Origin of the sequence: Pedobacter kyungheensis (assembly GCF_000812965.1) — a bacterium.
GTDB classification, from domain to species: Bacteria; Bacteroidota; Bacteroidia; order Sphingobacteriales; family Sphingobacteriaceae; genus Pedobacter; species Pedobacter kyungheensis.
The window spans coordinates 44524-60535 of record NZ_JSYN01000015.1 but is presented as its reverse complement, the minus strand read 5'-3'; the positions used below and the strand labels follow the sequence as shown (position 1 = coordinate 60535).

Annotated in this window: 17 protein-coding genes; 12 read left to right on the top strand and 5 right to left on the bottom strand. The window is 39.7% G+C overall.

All coding sequences use genetic code 11. The features are described 5' to 3' along the window. Window positions 1–4: 4 nt before the first annotated feature. The 5 genes from OC25_RS12985 (at window position 5) to OC25_RS12965 (ending at window position 4986) form a co-directional block, all read left to right on the top strand. Complete coding sequence (locus tag OC25_RS12985) at window positions 5–229, top strand: DUF350 domain-containing protein (protein WP_039476697.1); 225 nt, start codon at window positions 5–7, stop codon at window positions 227–229. A gap of 1 nt (window position 230) precedes the next feature. Then, window positions 231–1742 carry a polyamine aminopropyltransferase gene (locus OC25_RS12980; RefSeq protein WP_039476695.1) on the top strand — a complete coding sequence of 504 codons (1512 nt, stop codon included), beginning with the start codon at window positions 231–233 and terminating at the stop codon, window positions 1740–1742. A 94-nt stretch (window positions 1743–1836) separates the two neighbouring features. After that, window positions 1837–3375: an NAD(P)-binding protein gene (locus OC25_RS12975; protein WP_245221989.1), complete on the top strand. Its 1539-nt coding sequence runs from the start codon at window positions 1837–1839 to the stop codon at window positions 3373–3375. Then, window positions 3362–4426 carry a hypothetical protein gene (locus OC25_RS12970; RefSeq protein WP_039476692.1) on the top strand — a complete coding sequence of 355 codons (1065 nt, stop codon included), beginning with the start codon at window positions 3362–3364 and terminating at the stop codon, window positions 4424–4426. Before OC25_RS12975 ends, OC25_RS12970 begins: the two co-directional genes overlap by 14 nt. Window positions 4427–4476: 50 nt before the next feature. Further along, window positions 4477–4986 carry a lipocalin family protein gene (locus tag OC25_RS12965; RefSeq protein WP_052266193.1) on the top strand — a complete coding sequence of 170 codons (510 nt, stop codon included), beginning with the start codon at window positions 4477–4479 and terminating at the stop codon, window positions 4984–4986. Window positions 4987–5103: 117 nt separating this feature from the next. On the opposite strand, the gene OC25_RS12960 is transcribed toward OC25_RS12965, so the two are convergent. The 4 genes from OC25_RS12960 to OC25_RS12945 all read right to left on the bottom strand — a co-directional run bounded on the left by OC25_RS12960 (window position 5104) and on the right by OC25_RS12945 (window position 7619). Beyond that, a complete protein-coding gene (locus OC25_RS12960; protein WP_039476689.1) occupies window positions 5104–5508 on the bottom strand; it encodes a hypothetical protein in 405 nt (134 codons plus the stop codon). A gap of 54 nt (window positions 5509–5562) precedes the next feature. Beyond that, window positions 5563–5898 carry a gliding motility protein GldC gene (gene gldC, locus OC25_RS12955; protein ID WP_039476687.1) on the bottom strand — a complete coding sequence of 112 codons (336 nt, stop codon included), beginning with the start codon at window positions 5896–5898 and terminating at the stop codon, window positions 5563–5565. Window positions 5899–5997: 99 nt separating this feature from the next. Continuing rightward, window positions 5998–6270: a hypothetical protein gene (locus OC25_RS12950; protein WP_039476685.1), complete on the bottom strand. Its 273-nt coding sequence runs from the start codon at window positions 6268–6270 to the stop codon at window positions 5998–6000. Window positions 6271–6272: 2 nt separating this feature from the next. Further along, window positions 6273–7619, bottom strand: a complete 1347-nt coding sequence (locus OC25_RS12945; protein ID WP_039476684.1) for a DEAD/DEAH box helicase — start codon at window positions 7617–7619, stop codon at window positions 6273–6275. Between the two features lie 291 nt (window positions 7620–7910). Between OC25_RS12945 and OC25_RS12940 the strand changes: the two genes are divergently transcribed. From OC25_RS12940 to OC25_RS12925, 4 genes are read left to right on the top strand one after another with little or no spacing between them, the layout of a single operon-like run. Then, window positions 7911–9245 (top strand): dihydroorotase, encoded by a 1335-nt coding sequence (locus OC25_RS12940; protein ID WP_039476683.1) that lies wholly within the window; start codon window positions 7911–7913, stop codon window positions 9243–9245. Window positions 9246–9278: 33 nt separating this feature from the next. Then, window positions 9279–9476 carry a DUF2683 family protein gene (locus OC25_RS12935; RefSeq protein WP_039476682.1) on the top strand — a complete coding sequence of 66 codons (198 nt, stop codon included), beginning with the start codon at window positions 9279–9281 and terminating at the stop codon, window positions 9474–9476. A 46-nt stretch (window positions 9477–9522) separates the two neighbouring features. Next, window positions 9523–9783, top strand: a complete 261-nt coding sequence (locus OC25_RS12930) for a Txe/YoeB family addiction module toxin (RefSeq protein WP_039476680.1) — start codon at window positions 9523–9525, stop codon at window positions 9781–9783. Window positions 9784–9786: 3 nt separating this feature from the next. Continuing rightward, window positions 9787–10860 (top strand): DUF3810 domain-containing protein, encoded by a 1074-nt coding sequence (locus OC25_RS12925; RefSeq protein ID WP_039476678.1) that lies wholly within the window; start codon window positions 9787–9789, stop codon window positions 10858–10860. 120 nt (window positions 10861–10980) lie between these two features. On the opposite strand, the gene OC25_RS12920 is transcribed toward OC25_RS12925, so the two are convergent. Beyond that, a complete protein-coding gene (locus tag OC25_RS12920; protein ID WP_039476676.1) occupies window positions 10981–11562 on the bottom strand; it encodes a MiaE family protein in 582 nt (193 codons plus the stop codon). Window positions 11563–11654: 92 nt separating this feature from the next. On the opposite strand from OC25_RS12920, the gene OC25_RS12915 reads away from it, so the two are divergent. The 3 genes from OC25_RS12915 to OC25_RS12905 all read left to right on the top strand — a co-directional run bounded on the left by OC25_RS12915 (window position 11655) and on the right by OC25_RS12905 (window position 15910). Beyond that, window positions 11655–12881 carry a glycosyltransferase gene (locus tag OC25_RS12915; protein WP_039476674.1) on the top strand — a complete coding sequence of 409 codons (1227 nt, stop codon included), beginning with the start codon at window positions 11655–11657 and terminating at the stop codon, window positions 12879–12881. 421 nt (window positions 12882–13302) lie between these two features. Continuing rightward, window positions 13303–15159 (top strand): molecular chaperone DnaK, encoded by a 1857-nt coding sequence (gene dnaK, locus OC25_RS12910; protein WP_039476672.1) that lies wholly within the window; start codon window positions 13303–13305, stop codon window positions 15157–15159. A gap of 316 nt (window positions 15160–15475) precedes the next feature. After that, window positions 15476–15910 (top strand): hypothetical protein, encoded by a 435-nt coding sequence (locus tag OC25_RS12905; RefSeq protein WP_039476670.1) that lies wholly within the window; start codon window positions 15476–15478, stop codon window positions 15908–15910. Window positions 15911–16012 lie beyond the last annotated feature (102 nt).

Sequence of the window (16012 nt, the reverse complement as noted above, 5' to 3'; positions counted from 1 at the left end):
GATTATGAGCTTAAACGAACTAATTAACATCAAGTACATTATTGCATCATTAGTTTACTCTATCCTGGGTATTTTTGTACTTTTTATCGCATTCTGGATTATAGAAAAAATTACGCCAGAAAATCTTTGGAAAGAAATACTCGAAAAACAAAATTTAGCCTTAGCTATTGTTTTTGCAGCCTTTATTATTGCCATTGCAATTATTATAAGCTCAGCCATTCACAGTTAGCATGAACAAAAAGTTACCTGCGCTTTTATTAATTTCAGTTTTTGTTGTTGCAACCTGTGGCTTAATTTACGAGTTAATTGCCGGCACCCTGGCCAGCTACCTGCTTGGCGATTCGGTTACCCAATTTTCGACTATAATTGGGGTTTACCTTTTCTCGATGGGTATTGGCTCCTGGGTATCCAAATATTTTGAGAAGAATATCCTTTCGTGGTTTATACAAATCGAAATTCTGGTTGGGCTGGTCGGCGGTTTCAGTTCAACTGTTTTGTTCCTCGTTTTCGAAAGTATTGCCTCTTTCAGGATTGTGCTGTATGGTTTTGTAAGCTTAACCGGTATTCTTGTTGGTTTAGAAATCCCTTTACTTATGCGTATCCTTAAAGATCGCTATGAATTTAAAGACCTTGTTTCTAAAGTTTTTACCTTCGATTATATTGGAGCCTTACTCGCCTCTTTAATTTTCCCATTACTGCTCATTCCGCATCTGGGTTTGGTAAAAACAGCCTATTTGTTTGGGATGCTCAACGTTGCAGTAGCCTTAATTGTTTGTTTGAACTTTAAAAAGGAAATCAGGGCTTCAAAGTATCTGCAGGGTGCATCTTTCATCAGTATCATCGCCCTGCTTGCGGGTTTTATTTATGCCGATAAAATAACCAGTTTTTCTGAGAGCCAGACTTATAGCGATACCATTATCTACTCGAAAAGTACGCCTTACCAACGGATTATTTTAACCAAAAAAAATAAGGTTTTGCGGCTTTTCCTGAACGGAAACCTGCAATTCAGTTCTGATGATGAATACCGCTATCACGAAGCTTTAGTGCACCCCGGATTACAGGCTTTACCTTTTGCCAAACACGTTTTGGTAATGGGAGGTGGCGATGGACTTGCTGTTAGGGAGATTTTAAAATATCCAAATGTTGATTCGGTAACCCTGGTTGATTTGGATAAAGGAATGACAGGCCTGTTCCAATCGAATAAGATTTTGCTTGGGCTCAATAAAAACGCCCTCTTATCGCCAAAGGTTAAGGTAATTAATGCTGATGCATTTAGCTGGGTAAAAGCACAGCGGAAGAAATTCGATTTTATTGTGATCGATTTTCCCGATCCATCCAATTATGCTGTCGGAAAACTCTACACCAATGCATTTTACAAGTTGGTGAAAGGTATTCTTGCCCCAAAAGGCTTAATGGTAATCCAGTCTACCTCGCCTTTCGTTGCACCAAAATCTTTCTGGACTGTAAACAAAACTTTAGAAAGTGTTGGCTTAAAAACCATTCCCTATCACAATTATGTACCATCATTTGGCGAGTGGGGCTACATTATGGCTACCGAACCCGATAATGTATATAAAAAACCGCAGCAATATTTACCGGGTCTGAAATTCATTTCGAAAGAAAGTTTAGATTTAATGCTCTACTTTCCGAAAGATATGGGCAAGGTAGAAACTGATGTAAATAAGCTTAATAACCAAATTTTGGTCAAGTATTTTGAAGATGAGTGGGCAAACGTTTTATAAGGATGAGTTATCGGCTTATTTAAAGCGTCGCTCTTTTTTGTTGCGGATCGGATTAATTACCGGTGGCATCTTTTTAAATGGTTGTTATAAAAAAATGCGGTCAAATCGCTATAACATCCCGGGAACCTTACAGGGCCCTGATGCCAAAGCAGGACATATTTTACGCGATAAACTAAAATTACCCGCGGCGAAAAGTACCAGAAAAGTAAAAACACTCATTGTTGGCAGTGGCATTTCCGGCTTGTCGGCAGGGAGATGGTTAAAAAAGAATGGTGAAACTGATTTCGAAATTCTGGAGCTAGAAAACCATACGGGCGGAAACTCTTATTATGGCAGCAACAAAATAGCTTCATATCCCTTGGGCGCTCATTATATCACCATAGCCAATAATGACGATGCTTTATTGATTGATTTTTTAAAGGAAATTGACGTCATCACGCATTTTGAGGGGCAGTTACCCTACTACAACGATTACTATTTAACTTTCGATCCTGAAGAAAGATTATTAATAAATGGCGAATGGCAGGAAGGTTTAATTCCGGATTTTGGTGTGCCCGTTGCCGATAAAAAAGAGATCAGGCGTTTTTTATCAGAAGTTGATCAGCTTAAAAACACCAGAGGTAACGATGGTAAATTTTTATTCAATATACCTTTAAGTTCTTCTTCTGCTGATGAAAACTACAGAAGGCTGGATAAAATAACTTTTGAGGCTTATCTGGAAGAAAAGGGCTATCGTTCCAAATATCTGCTCTGGTACTTAAATTATGCCAGTAAAGACGATTACGGTCAAAAAATTAAACATATATCGGCCTGGGCAGGCTTGCATTATTTCGCTTCACGCAGGGGAAAAGCTGCCAATGCAGAGCAGAACGCTATTTTAACCTGGCCTGAAGGCAATGGCTGGATCATGAAACAATTGGCAGGCCCGCTCAGAGATCACATTAAAACCTCAAGCCTGTGCTACGATTTGAAACCTATGCCTAATGGCAATACGTTGGTAACCGTATTTAACACCAAAACACAACTTACTGAAAATATTGAGGCCGAAAAAATCATTTTATGCGCGCCGCAGTTCGTAAACAACCGCTTGCTGAAAAATTTTAACCGCAATATCGATTATAAAGCTTTTAATTATTCGCCATGGCTTATTGCAAATATTACTATCAACCAATTACCAGAATCGAAAGGAATAAGCCTTTGCTGGGATAATGTGGCTTACAATACACCATCAGTTGGTTACGTAAACTCGGCGCAACAACATTTAAACCTTTCTGAAGATAAAAAGGTAATTACCTATTATCTCCCGCTTTGCGATTTTGAGCCTGCAGTTGCCCGTTTGGCCGCTTATTCCAGAAATTACGAACAGTGGCTGGATATCGTCATTCCAGAACTGGAAATTATACACCCTGGTATTAGCAAAGCCATTGAAAATATCGATTTCTGGGTTTGGGGGCATGGCATGATTGCACCTGCAAAAGATTTTATCTGGAGTGAAAACCTGGCAAAAGCAAAACTGCCTGTTGATGATAAAATTTTCTTTGCCCATAGCGATTTAAGTGGGGTATCTATTTTTGAAGAAGCTTTTCATCAGGGCATCAACGCAGCAAAACAAGTACTCAATGTCACATCCTAATCCAAATCAGCCCTGGTTAAATTCGCGTATAAGTGATGTTGTTTTCATCCTTTCGCCTCCGTTTTTTGCGCTGTTGCTCGTTTTGCTCTTTCCGTCACAATTTCAAAATGCAGCGGGTGTTCCTTTGGCCTATTGGGTATTTTTAATTGTTTTTATCGATGTTGCACATGTGTACAGCACTTTGTACCGCACCTATTTTAATCCTGGTAATTTTAAAAAACAATATACTTTGCTCATTGCCATTCCGCTTGCCTGTTATATTGCAGGAGTAATGGTTTACCATTTTGATGCCCTGTGGTTTTGGAGAATCCTGGCTTACCTGGCCGTTTACCATTTCATCAGGCAGCAATACGGCTTTATGCGCTTGTATTCGCGCAATGAGCAGGCTTCGCGTGCCGGGCAGCTTATCGATAAAGTGGCTATTTATACCGCAACCTTATATCCACTGCTTTTCTGGCACCTTAGCACGGCAAGGCATTTTAACTGGTTTATAGCAGGCGATTTCTTTTCTTTCAAAAACGATGCTTTATTAAAAATTTCAGCGCTCATATATATCGCTATCATTGCCCTGTATCTTGTAAAAGAAATACTGGTCGTTATTAAACAAAGGTGGATAAATATCCCGCGTAACTTACTTGTAGCCGGAACATTCCTGTCCTGGTACTTTGGCATTGTTTATTTTAATGGCGACATGGCTTTTACCACACTCAATGTAGTTTCGCATGGTATCCCATACATGGCCCTGATCTGGTTTTTCGAAAAAAAGAAGTTAGACCGAAACCCTGTTAAAAGTAAGATTATGGCCCTCAGCTTTGGCAAATGGGGAATCTTTTACTTTCTGTTAATTCTGATATTATTTGCCTACCTGGAAGAAGGTTTATGGGATGGACTGGTATGGAAAGAACACCAGGCTGTATTTAAACCATTTTCAACTTTACCACAAATTACCAGCAGCGAGCTCCTTTCGCTTCTCGTTCCGCTATTGGCATTACCACAGGCTACACATTATGTACTGGATGGTTTTATCTGGAAGGCTAAAAATAAGTTCTAACAAATCTGTTTTGCAAGGGGTTTCGTAAATTATATAAAACCCGCTTATTCATGAAAACAATTTGTGCCTTATTGCTTGTATTACTCAGTTATTTACCTGCAGAAAAAAATACACCTGTAAACAAAGTGGATTTGAAAAAGTATGCCGGAACCTGGTATTCATTATATTCCATTCCGACCATTTTCGATAAGGGCAGCCGCGAAACCACTACAAAGTACACCCTGAACAAAGCTGGCTATTACGATGTATTAACCACCTATAAAAAGCCAGGTGATGAAAAGGTTTATTCGCGGAATTCAAAAATGTTTCCTTCTACAGAAAAAGATAATGGCGAACTGCAGGCACAGTTTATTTGGCCCATAAAGGTTGATTACTGGATTATTGAGCTAGCTGATGATTACTCGTACGTAGTGGTTGGCCATCCCGATCACAAATTTTTATTCATCATGAGCCGAAATCAGCATATGCCAAAGCAAACTTATGATGAAATTGTTGCCAGGTGTAAGGCTAAGGGTTACGAAGTAGCTAAACTGACCTCGCAGCAGCACCTGAAGACATAATTGTGGTTTTAAACCAAATCTTACGCGCTACAGGTGGATAAAATAAGTCTTATAACTCAGAATTTCCTGAATAATGAAAAACGCCGGTAACTTAATCGTTAACCGGCGTTTTGTTTCTTATGGTTTTATCTCCAGGCGTTCTTTCTTAACACTGGTGGCCAGTAAAATTACCGCGACCAGTAACACAATCCAGCCCCACTGGAAATGGATGGTTTTCGAAAGCATTTTATCAAAAAATTTAGAGCCAAAGTAATTGTTTACTTTAAACCAAACCGCAGCAGCCATTACCGCAGTCCAGATTACCGCTACAATAGCCATTAGCCTGAACATGCTTAGTGCCCTTACAAACAGAAATAAAGCAGCCAAGGCAAAAATAGCCAGAGAGATATAAAGCAAACGTGGATCTGCCTGGTATAAATTCCAGTTACCCTTAACAGGTACTTTTAACATTGGTGCAATGGTTATGGCAATGGCACCCAGAATTAAGCCGATGTAGGCATTTATTTTTTTTACAACTAACATCTTATTGTTTGCGTTAATATTTTAAAAACTGCTAACTGAAAACTGCCAGCTAAATTACTGACCTTCAATAATGCCCATTTTATCGGCAAAGTGAGCACAATAATCGCGTAGATCTTCAACAATCAGGGTTTCGCCTGTTGCTTTTAAAAAGCTATCGCCCATGGTTTGCAGGGTTTCGTAGAAAAAACGTTTCATTTCATCAACCGGCATATCTTTAGTCCAAAGATCAATACGCATTGAGTTCTTGTAATTGTGATCCCAAAGGGCCAGAAACATCGATTTAACCGGCACTTTATCTGTAGTTTGTGCATCGGTACTTTCCCAAAGAATGTTCTCTGGCATATTGTTATCGTCTAACTCAACGGTAATTTTAATTTCTGCTTTTCTCATATTTTAAAAATGGATATCACCGATAAACGGATTATACCGGTTTATGGGTATTTTATTCGGGGCAAAGATGCTGATTTTACCAAATACTTCGCCTTTGTATTATACTACTTTTTGTAATATTAGCATCAAGATTGCGGCAATAACGATAAATAACAGCTCTACCATCCAGATTTGTTTAATATCTTTTAACGTAAAACGGAAAATAAGATCGGTTACAAAAGTAACAGCAACCAGACAACCCAGAATAAGTAAATAGAAACCACTAAGGTTAATCTGCCTTGGTGCAGTACTTTTTTCAGAAAAAAGACCAACCACCAATAAGCTTAAACCAATTGCACCAACAATATTTAACGGAGTAACACGCAGTTTCATAGTTATTTCTTTTTATCGAAACGTTTACCCTTTTTAAAGCTTTTAACTTCTTTTCCCGATTTTGCTTTGGCCTTATCCCTTGCTTTTTGCTCAATAGCCTTTGCATTTTTCTTTTCATGGAAAGCACCTTTAAAATCAGGGTCTTCCTTACGTTTTTGCAAATCAATTTCTTTGGCTATCTGTTGGCGTTCCTCATAAGGTGTTTCTTCAATAAAAACACCCTGCGGAATGGTCTCAACCGGAATGGATTGACGGATCAGTTTTTCGATTTTACGGATATAGTATTTTTCGCCTTCAGTAGCAAAAGTAATGGCATCGCCTTTGGCAAAAGCCCTACCCGTACGCCCGATACGGTGCACATAATCTTCGATGATAATCGGCACATCAAAATTGATTACATGGCTCACATCACTTACATCTATCCCCCTGCTGGCTACATCGGTTGCCACTAAAACCCTTACATTTCCTTCTTTAAAGCTATTAATGGAGTTAATCCGCGTATTCTGGCCTTTATTGGCGTGGATTACGCGAACATTATCGGCACCGTATTTACGTTCCATGAAACTAAAAATATTGTCGGCAACGGTTTTGGTTTTACAGAAGATGATTAAACGTGTAAATGCTTCGTCATTCTTCAACAAAGTTTGCAATAAATTCAGTTTCGTTTTAAAGTTCGGCACATAATACAGCGTTTGTGTTACATTTGCTGCAGGAGTTGCCTGCTGTGCTGTTTCAATAATGGTTGGGTTTTTCAGGAAATCGCCGGCAATTTTCTGAACCAGATCGCTCATGGTTGCCGAAAACAGTAAGTTTTGCCGTTTGCGGGGCACAATTTCTAAAATGCGGTGTATCGAGCCAATAAAGCCCATATCCATCATTTTATCGGCTTCATCCAGTACCAAAAATTTTAAGTTTTGGGTTTTAATATCGCCCGTTAAATACAATTCAAGGAAACGCCCCGGCGTGGCAATTAAAATATCGACACCTTTTGCCAGTTGTTCTTTCTGTGTTTTAGGACCAATACCACCAAAAATCACCAGCGAACGCAAGTCGGTATAGGTAGAAAACAGTTTTACCTGTTCCTCAATCTGCATGGCCAGTTCGCGGGTTGGCGATAAAATCAGCGCGCGAATATTTTCGCCCTGCGCATACTTTAGCTGCATTAAAATCGGCAATACAAAAGCTGCTGTTTTTCCCGTTCCGGTTTCGGCAATGCCAAAAATATCCTGTCCGGATAATATCGGCGCAATTGCTTTTTCCTGTATTGGCGTTGCAACGGTGTAACCCGCATCGGCCACAGCATTTAAAATTTGCCTGTTTAATTTAAAGTCTTCGAACGATTTTGCCATAGCGCACAAAGATAGTGATTAAGGTTGAGGGTTTGAAGGTGTAAGGCAGAAGGTTTCAATCCCATGCAAAATCGAAACTTCATTTATCAGAATTAGGAGTAAAGCAATTTCAGTAATTCTTCGGTTGTGGCAATCCTGCTATCCGTTTTACTTCGTTACACTCCGTGTCCACTACGATCAGGTTTATTTAACCAAAAACAGTAACATAAAACTCAATTCTCCTTATCTACAGCATCAAAATCTTGATACTTGATACTAGCTACTTATCACTAAATTACTACCTTTGAAACCATGAATACTTACCTGATAAAAGCTGCTAAAATTGTAAACGAAGGACAGCAAACTGTTGCCGATGTTTTAATTAAAGATGGATTTATTGCCAAAATTGGCCAAAACCTTAGTGCACCCGGTGCGCAGGAAATTAACGCCGAGGGGCAATATCTTTTACCAGGTATGATTGATGATCAGGTGCATTTCCGCGAACCGGGCCTTACACACAAAGCCGATATTTTTACCGAAAGTATGGCTGCTGTTGCCGGTGGCATTACTTCTTTTATGGAAATGCCCAACACTGTTCCCAATACCTTAACACAAGAATTGCTTGCCGATAAATACGAGATTGCAGCGCAAACCTCGCTGGCCAACTATTCGTTTTATATGGGGGCCAGTAACGATAATATTGAAGAGGTCTTAAAAACCGATCCCAAAAATGTTTGCGGAATCAAGGTTTTCATGGGTTCATCAACCGGAAACATGCTGGTTGATAACGAAAAAACCCTTGAACACATCTTCAGCAAGGCACCCATCCTGGTGGCCACACACTGCGAAGATGAAGCCACGATCCGTTATAACCTGGCTGAGTTTAAGGCTAAATACGGTGACGATTTAACCATCGAAATGCACCCGCTGATTCGCAGTACAGAAGCTTGCTATAAATCGTCATCGTTGGCAGTAGAGCTGGCCAAACGTTACCAGACACGTTTGCACATCCTCCACATTTCGACTGCTAAAGAAATTGCATTGTTCGACAATACCATTCCGTTAAAAGACAAAAAAATTACGGCCGAAGCCTGCATACACCACCTTTGGTTTAATGATAAAGATTACGCCCAAAAAGGCAATTTCATTAAATGGAACCCGGCCGTTAAAACCGAAGCAGATCAGCAAGGTGTTTTGGCTGGTGTTTTAAACGATAATATTGACGTAATTGCTACCGACCACGCGCCACACACTTTAGCAGAAAAACAGCAAGCTTATGCTCAGGCACCTTCGGGTGGTCCGCTGGTACAGCATGCTTTACCAGCTTTATTGGAAATGCATTTGCAAGGCAAAATCTCTTTAGAAAAAATCGCAGAAAAAACAGCGCATAACCTGGCTATATGCTTCGATATCGAGAAACGTGGTTATATCCGCGAAGGGTATTGGGCCGATTTAGTACTCGTTGATTTAAACGATCCCTGGAAAGTAACCAAACTGAATAATTTTTACAAATGTGGCTGGAGCCCTTTTGATGGCGATACTTTTAAAGCCAGTATTACCCACACTTTCGTATCAGGCAACCTGGCCTATGTTAAAGGCAAATTCACTACCGACCAGATAGGCAAGCGTTTAACTTTTACCAGATAGATTTGTTATATTTGTATATCACAATGAAATAACATGGAAACATTAATAGTACATCCTAAAAATAAAGAACAACTATCCGCTTTAAAGGCATTTATAAAAGCCCTAAAGATTGATTTCACCACCGAAAAAAACACCTATAATCCAGAATTTGTTGCCAAGATAAAAAGAAGTCAGGAGCAAATGAATTCAGGAAAAGGCACCAAAATCGCGATTGAGGACTTATGGAAATAACCTTTGAATAGTACTACAACAAAGCATCTACCACACGCTCAATCATATGGAAATCATATATTATGATGAGGCACTAGCTGATATCAAATTCTGGAAAAAATCAGGAAATAAGGCAATTCAAAAGAAAATTGAGCAATTAATAATTGATATCCTCGAACATCCATACACAGGGATTGGGAAACCAGAACCGTTAAAATATGATTTAACAGGCCTTTGGTCTCGAAGAATAAATGAAGAGCATAGAATCATTTATCAAATAGTAGACGATTCTTTGCATATCCACTCATTAAGAGGTCACTACAAATAATTAATGACAACCCGTTCATTATCATTAAAATCGCTGATTATTTTTGGCATAGCCATTACCATATACTTATTTGGCTTCTTCCCTACTCCAGTCCAAAAACTTTACTCAACAGGTTTTTACCCCTACATTTCATCCGCTTTAAGATTTATTTCGGGTATTTTTCCTTTCGCCATAGGCGATATCATTTACGCTATTTTGATTGGTTTTGTGCTGTATAAAATTGTGCGGTTTTATAAAAAGCGTAAAGCGTTCAAAAAGCAAGACCGCATTATTATTCCTTTACGGGTATTCAATTTCTTTTTGCTGCTGTATATTATTTTCAAAATAGTATGGGGCTTAAATTACAGCCGGCCAAGTGTGAGTGAAGAACTGGGCATTGGCTATGAAAAATACAATGTTAAAGAACTGGTACAGCTGGGCAACTATTTTGTAGATAAAACAAATGCTTTAAAGCTAAAGCAGGGCAAGATTCCTGCTTATCAGGTGGCCGAGCTCGAAAAAATTTCGGCCCAGGCCTACAATTTAATGGAAAAGAAAAACCCTTTGTTCAGGTATTCAAACCCCTGTTTAAAGGCGGTATTAAGCCCGTGGGTAATTAGCAAGGTGGGTATTGAAGGCTATTATGCGCCTCTTTCTGGCGAAGCCAATATGAATACCAATTTACCTGATTTTGTTAAACCTTACGTTTCCTGTCATGAAATTGCCCATCAGCTGGGTATTGCTTACGAAGATGAAGCCAATCTTTTAGGTTACCTGACCGCAAGCAACAGCCCTGATTTAAATTACCAGTATTCAGCAAATTACGAAATGCTCAGGTATATTCTTTTCGAAATCAGAATGAAATCGCCTGATGACTACAAAATATTGCACGACAAGCTGCTGCCACAGGTTTTGGCCGATTTTAAAGCCGAAAAAGAGTTTTGGCGCAAATACAACGGGCAAATGTTCGGCTACATGGATGCCGCTTTCGATCGTTTCTTAAAACTCAACAACCAGCAAAAAGGCATAAACAGCTACCAGGATATTGTTATCTGGCTGTGGAACATTCATAAAAAAGAGCTGGCAGTTGGCAATTAACAGTTAACAATAAGCAGTTGCCAGTTAGCACAGCCCACTGAAAACTGATTAGTTGGCAATTAACAGTTTTCGGTTAACAGTTTACTATGAAAAATTGTTAACTGAAAATTGCAAACTGATCTAACCGTGTATCGCTTCCTTCGTACCGAAACTCTGAATCAATTCACCTTCAAAATCCAGCCACTCTTTCCAGCGTTTTTCAACATCTACATCGGTGCTGTATTTACGGGCAAAGTTTAAGAATGTAGTATAATGGCCAGCCTCCGAAACCATTAATTCATGGTAAAATTTAGCTAGCTCTTTATCCTTAATATTCAAAGAAAGTACCCGGAAACGTTCGCAGCTTCTGGCTTCGATCATGGCCGCAAACAAAAGTCTGTCGATAAAAGCCTGATTACGGCTACCATCCTTTTTGCTGAATTTTACCAGCCGGCCTACGTAATCATCCTTACGTTCACGACTCAAAGTATAGCCTCGTTCTTTAATAATGTTAATCACCATCTGAAAATGCTGCATTTCTTCGATGGCAATAGCGGTTAACTCATCAACCAGATCCTGGTGCTCGGAGTTTTGGGTAATTAAGGTAATCGCATTACTGGCTGCTTTTTGTTCACACCAGGCATGGTCAGATAAAATTTCTTCTAAATTCGATTCAGCAATATTTGCCCAACGCGGGTCTGTCAATAATTTTAATCCTAACATGTGGTTTCTCTCTTCGAACTGCAAAATTAGAAATAATCCCCGCTTTTAAAATTGTGAGCTAAAAACAGCTTATTTTGCATAAATTTTAAAACATGAGTGCTAAGAAATTATTGATTATCGGATTGGTTTGGCCTGAACCTGGTTCATCGGCAGCAGGCACCAGGATGATCCAGCTGGTTGATTTATTTCTGACTCAGGGCTATCACATTACCTTTGCCTCGGCAGCATCTAAAAGCGATTTCAGTTACGATTTTAGCAACACAAGTGTTGTTGAACAGGAGATTAAATTAAACGACGAAAGTTTCAATACTTTTTTAAAAGCGCTAAACCCCGATATTGTGCTGTTTGATCGTTTTATGATCGAAGAACAATACGGTTGGCGCGTGCAGCAAGAATGCCCCGGTGCCTTGCGGATTTTAGACACTGAAGATTTACATTTTTTACGGCAGGCACGCCAGCAAAGCACTAAAAAGCAGGAAATACTCAACCTGTTTTCTGATACCGCCAAGCGCGAAATTGCAGCAATTCTTCGTTGCGATCTGTCTCTGATTATTTCGGAAGCAGAAATTAAATTACTCGAAAAACAGTTTAAAATTGGTACCAGCTTATTGTATTATCTGCCATTTTTAGAGCAGGAAATCACTGCAGATACTATTCAAAATTGGATTCCTTTTGCAAACAGGGCCGATTTCGTTTTTATCGGCAATTTTCTGCACGAACCTAACTGGCATACCGTTCAAACCCTGAAAACCAAGGTATGGCCTTTGCTCCGCAAAAAACTGCCCGAAGCCAGCCTGAATATTTATGGTGCCTATCCTTCGCAAAAAGTACTGCAACTCGAAAATAAAGCTGAACGCTTTTTTATTAAAGGAAGGGCAGTAAACGCACAGGAAACCATTGCCTGCCACAAAATTTTACTTGCGCCAATCCAGTTTGGTGCAGGTGTTAAAGGCAAATTTATAGATGCCATGCAAACCGGTACACCATCGGTAACCACAACTGTTGGCGCCGAAGCCATGAAAGGTAACCTAGCCTGGAACGGCATTATTGAAGATGACTTAACCCTGTTTGCGGAGCAGGCTGCTGAGCTATACCAGAACGAAACCGCATGGCAGGCAGCACAGCAAAACGGTGTTCAAATTATTAACGAACGTTATGCTTCCACTGATTTTGCTGATGCTTTTATACAACAGGTAAACCAATTGTTGTCAGATTTAACCAAACACCGCCAAAGCAATTTCATCGGTCAGATTTTAAATCACCACACTGTTCAGAGCACTAAATACATGAGTCTTTGGATTGAAGAGAAGAATAAATGAGTCCGAAAGTCAGAAGTCCGAAGATATAACGATATAAAGATCGAAGTAGAAGATTAAGTTCTTTGCTGCTCTTAGGTGTCTAAGGTAGTAAAAGACAAAATGAGTCGGCGGTCCGAAAGTCAGGAGTCCGAAGATATAACGATATAAAGATCGAAGTAGAAGATTAAGTTCTTTGCTGCTCTTAGGTGTCTAAGGTGGTAAAAGACAAAATGAGTCGGCGGTCCGAAAGTCAGGAGTCCGAAGATATAACGATATAAAACTTCCAGTCAAAACTCATAACTTAAAACTCCCAATCCCCAACTAATAACACATCTGATCTTCCGACTCCGGTCTCCTGACCTCCGACTCCCACCTAAAACTATTGACTTTTAAAAAACATTCGGGTTCTAAAACCTTACAACATTATTGTAAATTTGCGGCTATGGCAAAAATATCGATTAACCTTGCTACAGGTTCGTTTCAAAAGGAAGAAATTATCGTCGGAATAGATTTAGGTACCACCAACAGCCTGGTTGCATTTATTAACCCTGATAAAAACCCACAGGTAATTAACGATTCGGGCAAGGGCGTATTGGTGCCATCGGTAGTTTATTTCAACAACCAGAACGAAGCCATTGTAGGTAACGAGGCTAAAGAATTTTTAACAACCGATCCATCGAACACCATATTTTCGGTTAAAAGATTATTGGGCCGTTCGTATAAAGATGTGGCCGATCATGCCGCTACTTTTTCTTATAAAATTATCGACGATGATAGCGATGCATTGGTAAAAATCCATGCAGGCGATCGTTTCTATACCCCTATTGAGCTTTCGGCCGAAATATTAAAAGAACTTAAAGCCAGAGCAGAACACGCACTAAAAACGCCGGTTAACCGTGCAGTAATTACCGTTCCGGCTTACTTTAACGATAGTCAGCGCCAGGCCACACGCGATGCCGGAAAACTCGCAGGTTTAGATGTTATGCGTATTGTTAACGAACCTACCGCAGCCAGTTTGGCTTATGGCATAGGCTTAGATCCTACGCAACAGAAAACCATTGCCGTTTACGATTTAGGTGGTGGTACTTTCGATGTATCCATTCTGCAAATCCAGAACGGAATTTTCGAAGTGCTGGCTACCAACGGAAATACCTATTTAGGTGGTGATGATTTCGACCGTGCAATTCTGGATTACTGGATTGCTCAAAATAAACTCGATGTAACTGCCCTGGCTCAGGATAATATATTGATGCAAACGCTAAGGCTACAGGCCGAGGCTGCAAAAAAAGCATTATCGAACCAGAATTTGTACAATGAAAAAGTTGGCGAAATCTGGTGCACACTCGATAAGCAAACTTTCGAACAATTAATTGCTGCTAAAGTTGAAGAAACCATTACGGCATGCAAAAATGCTTTAAAAGATGCTGATTTAACAGCTGCTGATATCGACGAAGTGATATTAGTGGGTGGTTCTACACGCACACCGTATGTAAAGCAGCAGGTTCAAAATTTCTTCGGCAAAATCCCGCAAGACAATATTAACCCCGACGAAGTAGTAGCATTAGGAGCAGCTATCCAGGCCGATGTACTGGCCGGAAACCGTTCGGATATTTTACTGCTTGATGTTACTCCCCTCTCTTTGGGTATCGAAACCATGGGCGGACTAATGGATGTGATTATTGCGCGCAATAGCAAAGTGCCGACCAAAGCCGGCAGGCAGTACACCACTTCTGTTGATGGTCAGGTGAACATGAAAATTTCTGTTTATCAGGGCGAACGCGATCTGGTAAAAGAAAACCGTAAACTCGCTGAGTTCGACTTAAAAGGAATCCCGGCTATGCCTGCAGGTTTACCGAAAGTAGATATCAATTTTCTGCTTAATGCCGATGGTATTTTAACGGTACAGGCTATTGAGCTCCGCTCAGGTGTAAAACAGGAAATCGAAATTACCCCAAGCTACGGTTTAAGTGACGATACCGTAGAGAAAATGCTTTTAGATAGTATTGAGCACGCACAAAGTGATGTACAACAAAGAATGTTAATCGAAGCCAGAAGCGAAGGCGAACAGCTGCAATATACAGCTGAGCGCTTTATCGAAAAACATGCTGAACACTTAACCGAAGCAGAAATAGCAGAAACTAAAACACATATTGAGGCACTTAAAACGGCTCTAGCCAGTCAGGATAAAGATACCATCCTTAAAAAAGCTGATGAACTGAACGAATTTACCCGCCCCTTTGCCGAGCGCGTAATGGATGCTGCTATTTCGACAGCCATGAAAGGCAAGAAGATAGAGTAGTTTTTCAGTTTACAATTTTCAGTTTGCAGTTCTCAGCTGGCAATTTTCAGTGGAGCCGGTCTTCACCCTGAACCTCCGCCCGAACGGTCGGGTGTTTCAGGGTCTCACAGGATTTGCATCAGCTTATTGCAGATTTTTATTTGCGGAATGGAAAAATATGTTTGCCAAATTCCTTCGGCAGGCTTAAGATGACAAACCATAATGAAAAAACTTTAACGATTCCGATTTAGGTGAGGTCAGATGTTACCATCTGACCTATGAATGGTTAGCTATTTCTAAAAAGAATTACTAAATTAACCACTCAATCGCTCAAAAAATGGTTACATCTATTAAAGTAAAAGACAATAGTAATCTGGCCCCATTAATTATTGGCTTTAGTATTTTTCCATTAGTTGTGGTTTTTATAATCTTTAATTCCAATTTAAGCGAAACAGCTTCTGTATTAATTGCTTTGGCATTACTTGTGATATTCATGACTTTCTTCCTAAAAAATTTGATTTCGAAACAAGATGAATATGCAATTGTTGCTGATCAGAATGAAATAACATTTCTGGATAAAGGCACTTTTAAATGGAAAGAAATTGATACCATTAAATCAGTTGACGACAACCCTTTTTATACCAGGCATCCTTATTATTTCATTTCGGTTTCCTTAAAAAGCGGAAAGCAGTTCAATATCGATGTTACCAATTTCGATTATCAGTTTGAGGAACTGGCTTCAATCTTAAAATCGTTAGGCAAGCTTGATTAAAGTTTGTAAAATCTAATTTTTAAAAACATATCCTTTCTTAACCTGCAGTTAATCACGTTGAATAATTAAACTATACCAAAAAGCATCGCAGTATGCACGGTG

Excerpts from the sequence above, each read along its gene's own strand:
- OC25_RS12925 (WP_039476678.1), top strand. The coding sequence starts at position 9,787 with ATGACAACCCGTTCATTATCATTAAAATCGCTGATTATTTTTGGCATA.
- OC25_RS12920 (WP_039476676.1), bottom strand. The coding sequence starts at position 11,562 with ATGTTAGGATTAAAATTATTGACAGACCCGCGTTGGGCAAATATTGCT.
- OC25_RS12970 (WP_039476692.1), top strand. The coding sequence starts at position 3,362 with ATGTCACATCCTAATCCAAATCAGCCCTGGTTAAATTCGCGTATAAGT.
- OC25_RS12965 (WP_052266193.1), top strand. The coding sequence starts at position 4,477 with ATGAAAACAATTTGTGCCTTATTGCTTGTATTACTCAGTTATTTACCT.
- gldC (WP_039476687.1), bottom strand. The coding sequence starts at position 5,898 with ATGAGAAAAGCAGAAATTAAAATTACCGTTGAGTTAGACGATAACAAT.
- OC25_RS12915 (WP_039476674.1), top strand. The coding sequence starts at position 11,655 with ATGAGTGCTAAGAAATTATTGATTATCGGATTGGTTTGGCCTGAACCT.
- OC25_RS12980 (WP_039476695.1), top strand. The coding sequence starts at position 231 with ATGAACAAAAAGTTACCTGCGCTTTTATTAATTTCAGTTTTTGTTGTT.
- OC25_RS12930 (WP_039476680.1), top strand. The coding sequence starts at position 9,523 with ATGGAAATCATATATTATGATGAGGCACTAGCTGATATCAAATTCTGG.
- OC25_RS12940 (WP_039476683.1), top strand. The coding sequence starts at position 7,911 with ATGAATACTTACCTGATAAAAGCTGCTAAAATTGTAAACGAAGGACAG.
- OC25_RS12950 (WP_039476685.1), bottom strand. The coding sequence starts at position 6,270 with ATGAAACTGCGTGTTACTCCGTTAAATATTGTTGGTGCAATTGGTTTA.
- OC25_RS12975 (WP_245221989.1), top strand. The coding sequence starts at position 1,837 with ATGCGGTCAAATCGCTATAACATCCCGGGAACCTTACAGGGCCCTGAT.
- OC25_RS12905 (WP_039476670.1), top strand. The coding sequence starts at position 15,476 with ATGGTTACATCTATTAAAGTAAAAGACAATAGTAATCTGGCCCCATTA.
- OC25_RS12960 (WP_039476689.1), bottom strand. The coding sequence starts at position 5,508 with ATGTTAGTTGTAAAAAAAATAAATGCCTACATCGGCTTAATTCTGGGT.
- OC25_RS12935 (WP_039476682.1), top strand. The coding sequence starts at position 9,279 with ATGGAAACATTAATAGTACATCCTAAAAATAAAGAACAACTATCCGCT.
- OC25_RS12945 (WP_039476684.1), bottom strand. The coding sequence starts at position 7,619 with ATGGCAAAATCGTTCGAAGACTTTAAATTAAACAGGCAAATTTTAAAT.
- dnaK (WP_039476672.1), top strand. The coding sequence starts at position 13,303 with ATGGCAAAAATATCGATTAACCTTGCTACAGGTTCGTTTCAAAAGGAA.
- OC25_RS12985 (WP_039476697.1), top strand. The coding sequence starts at position 5 with ATGAGCTTAAACGAACTAATTAACATCAAGTACATTATTGCATCATTA.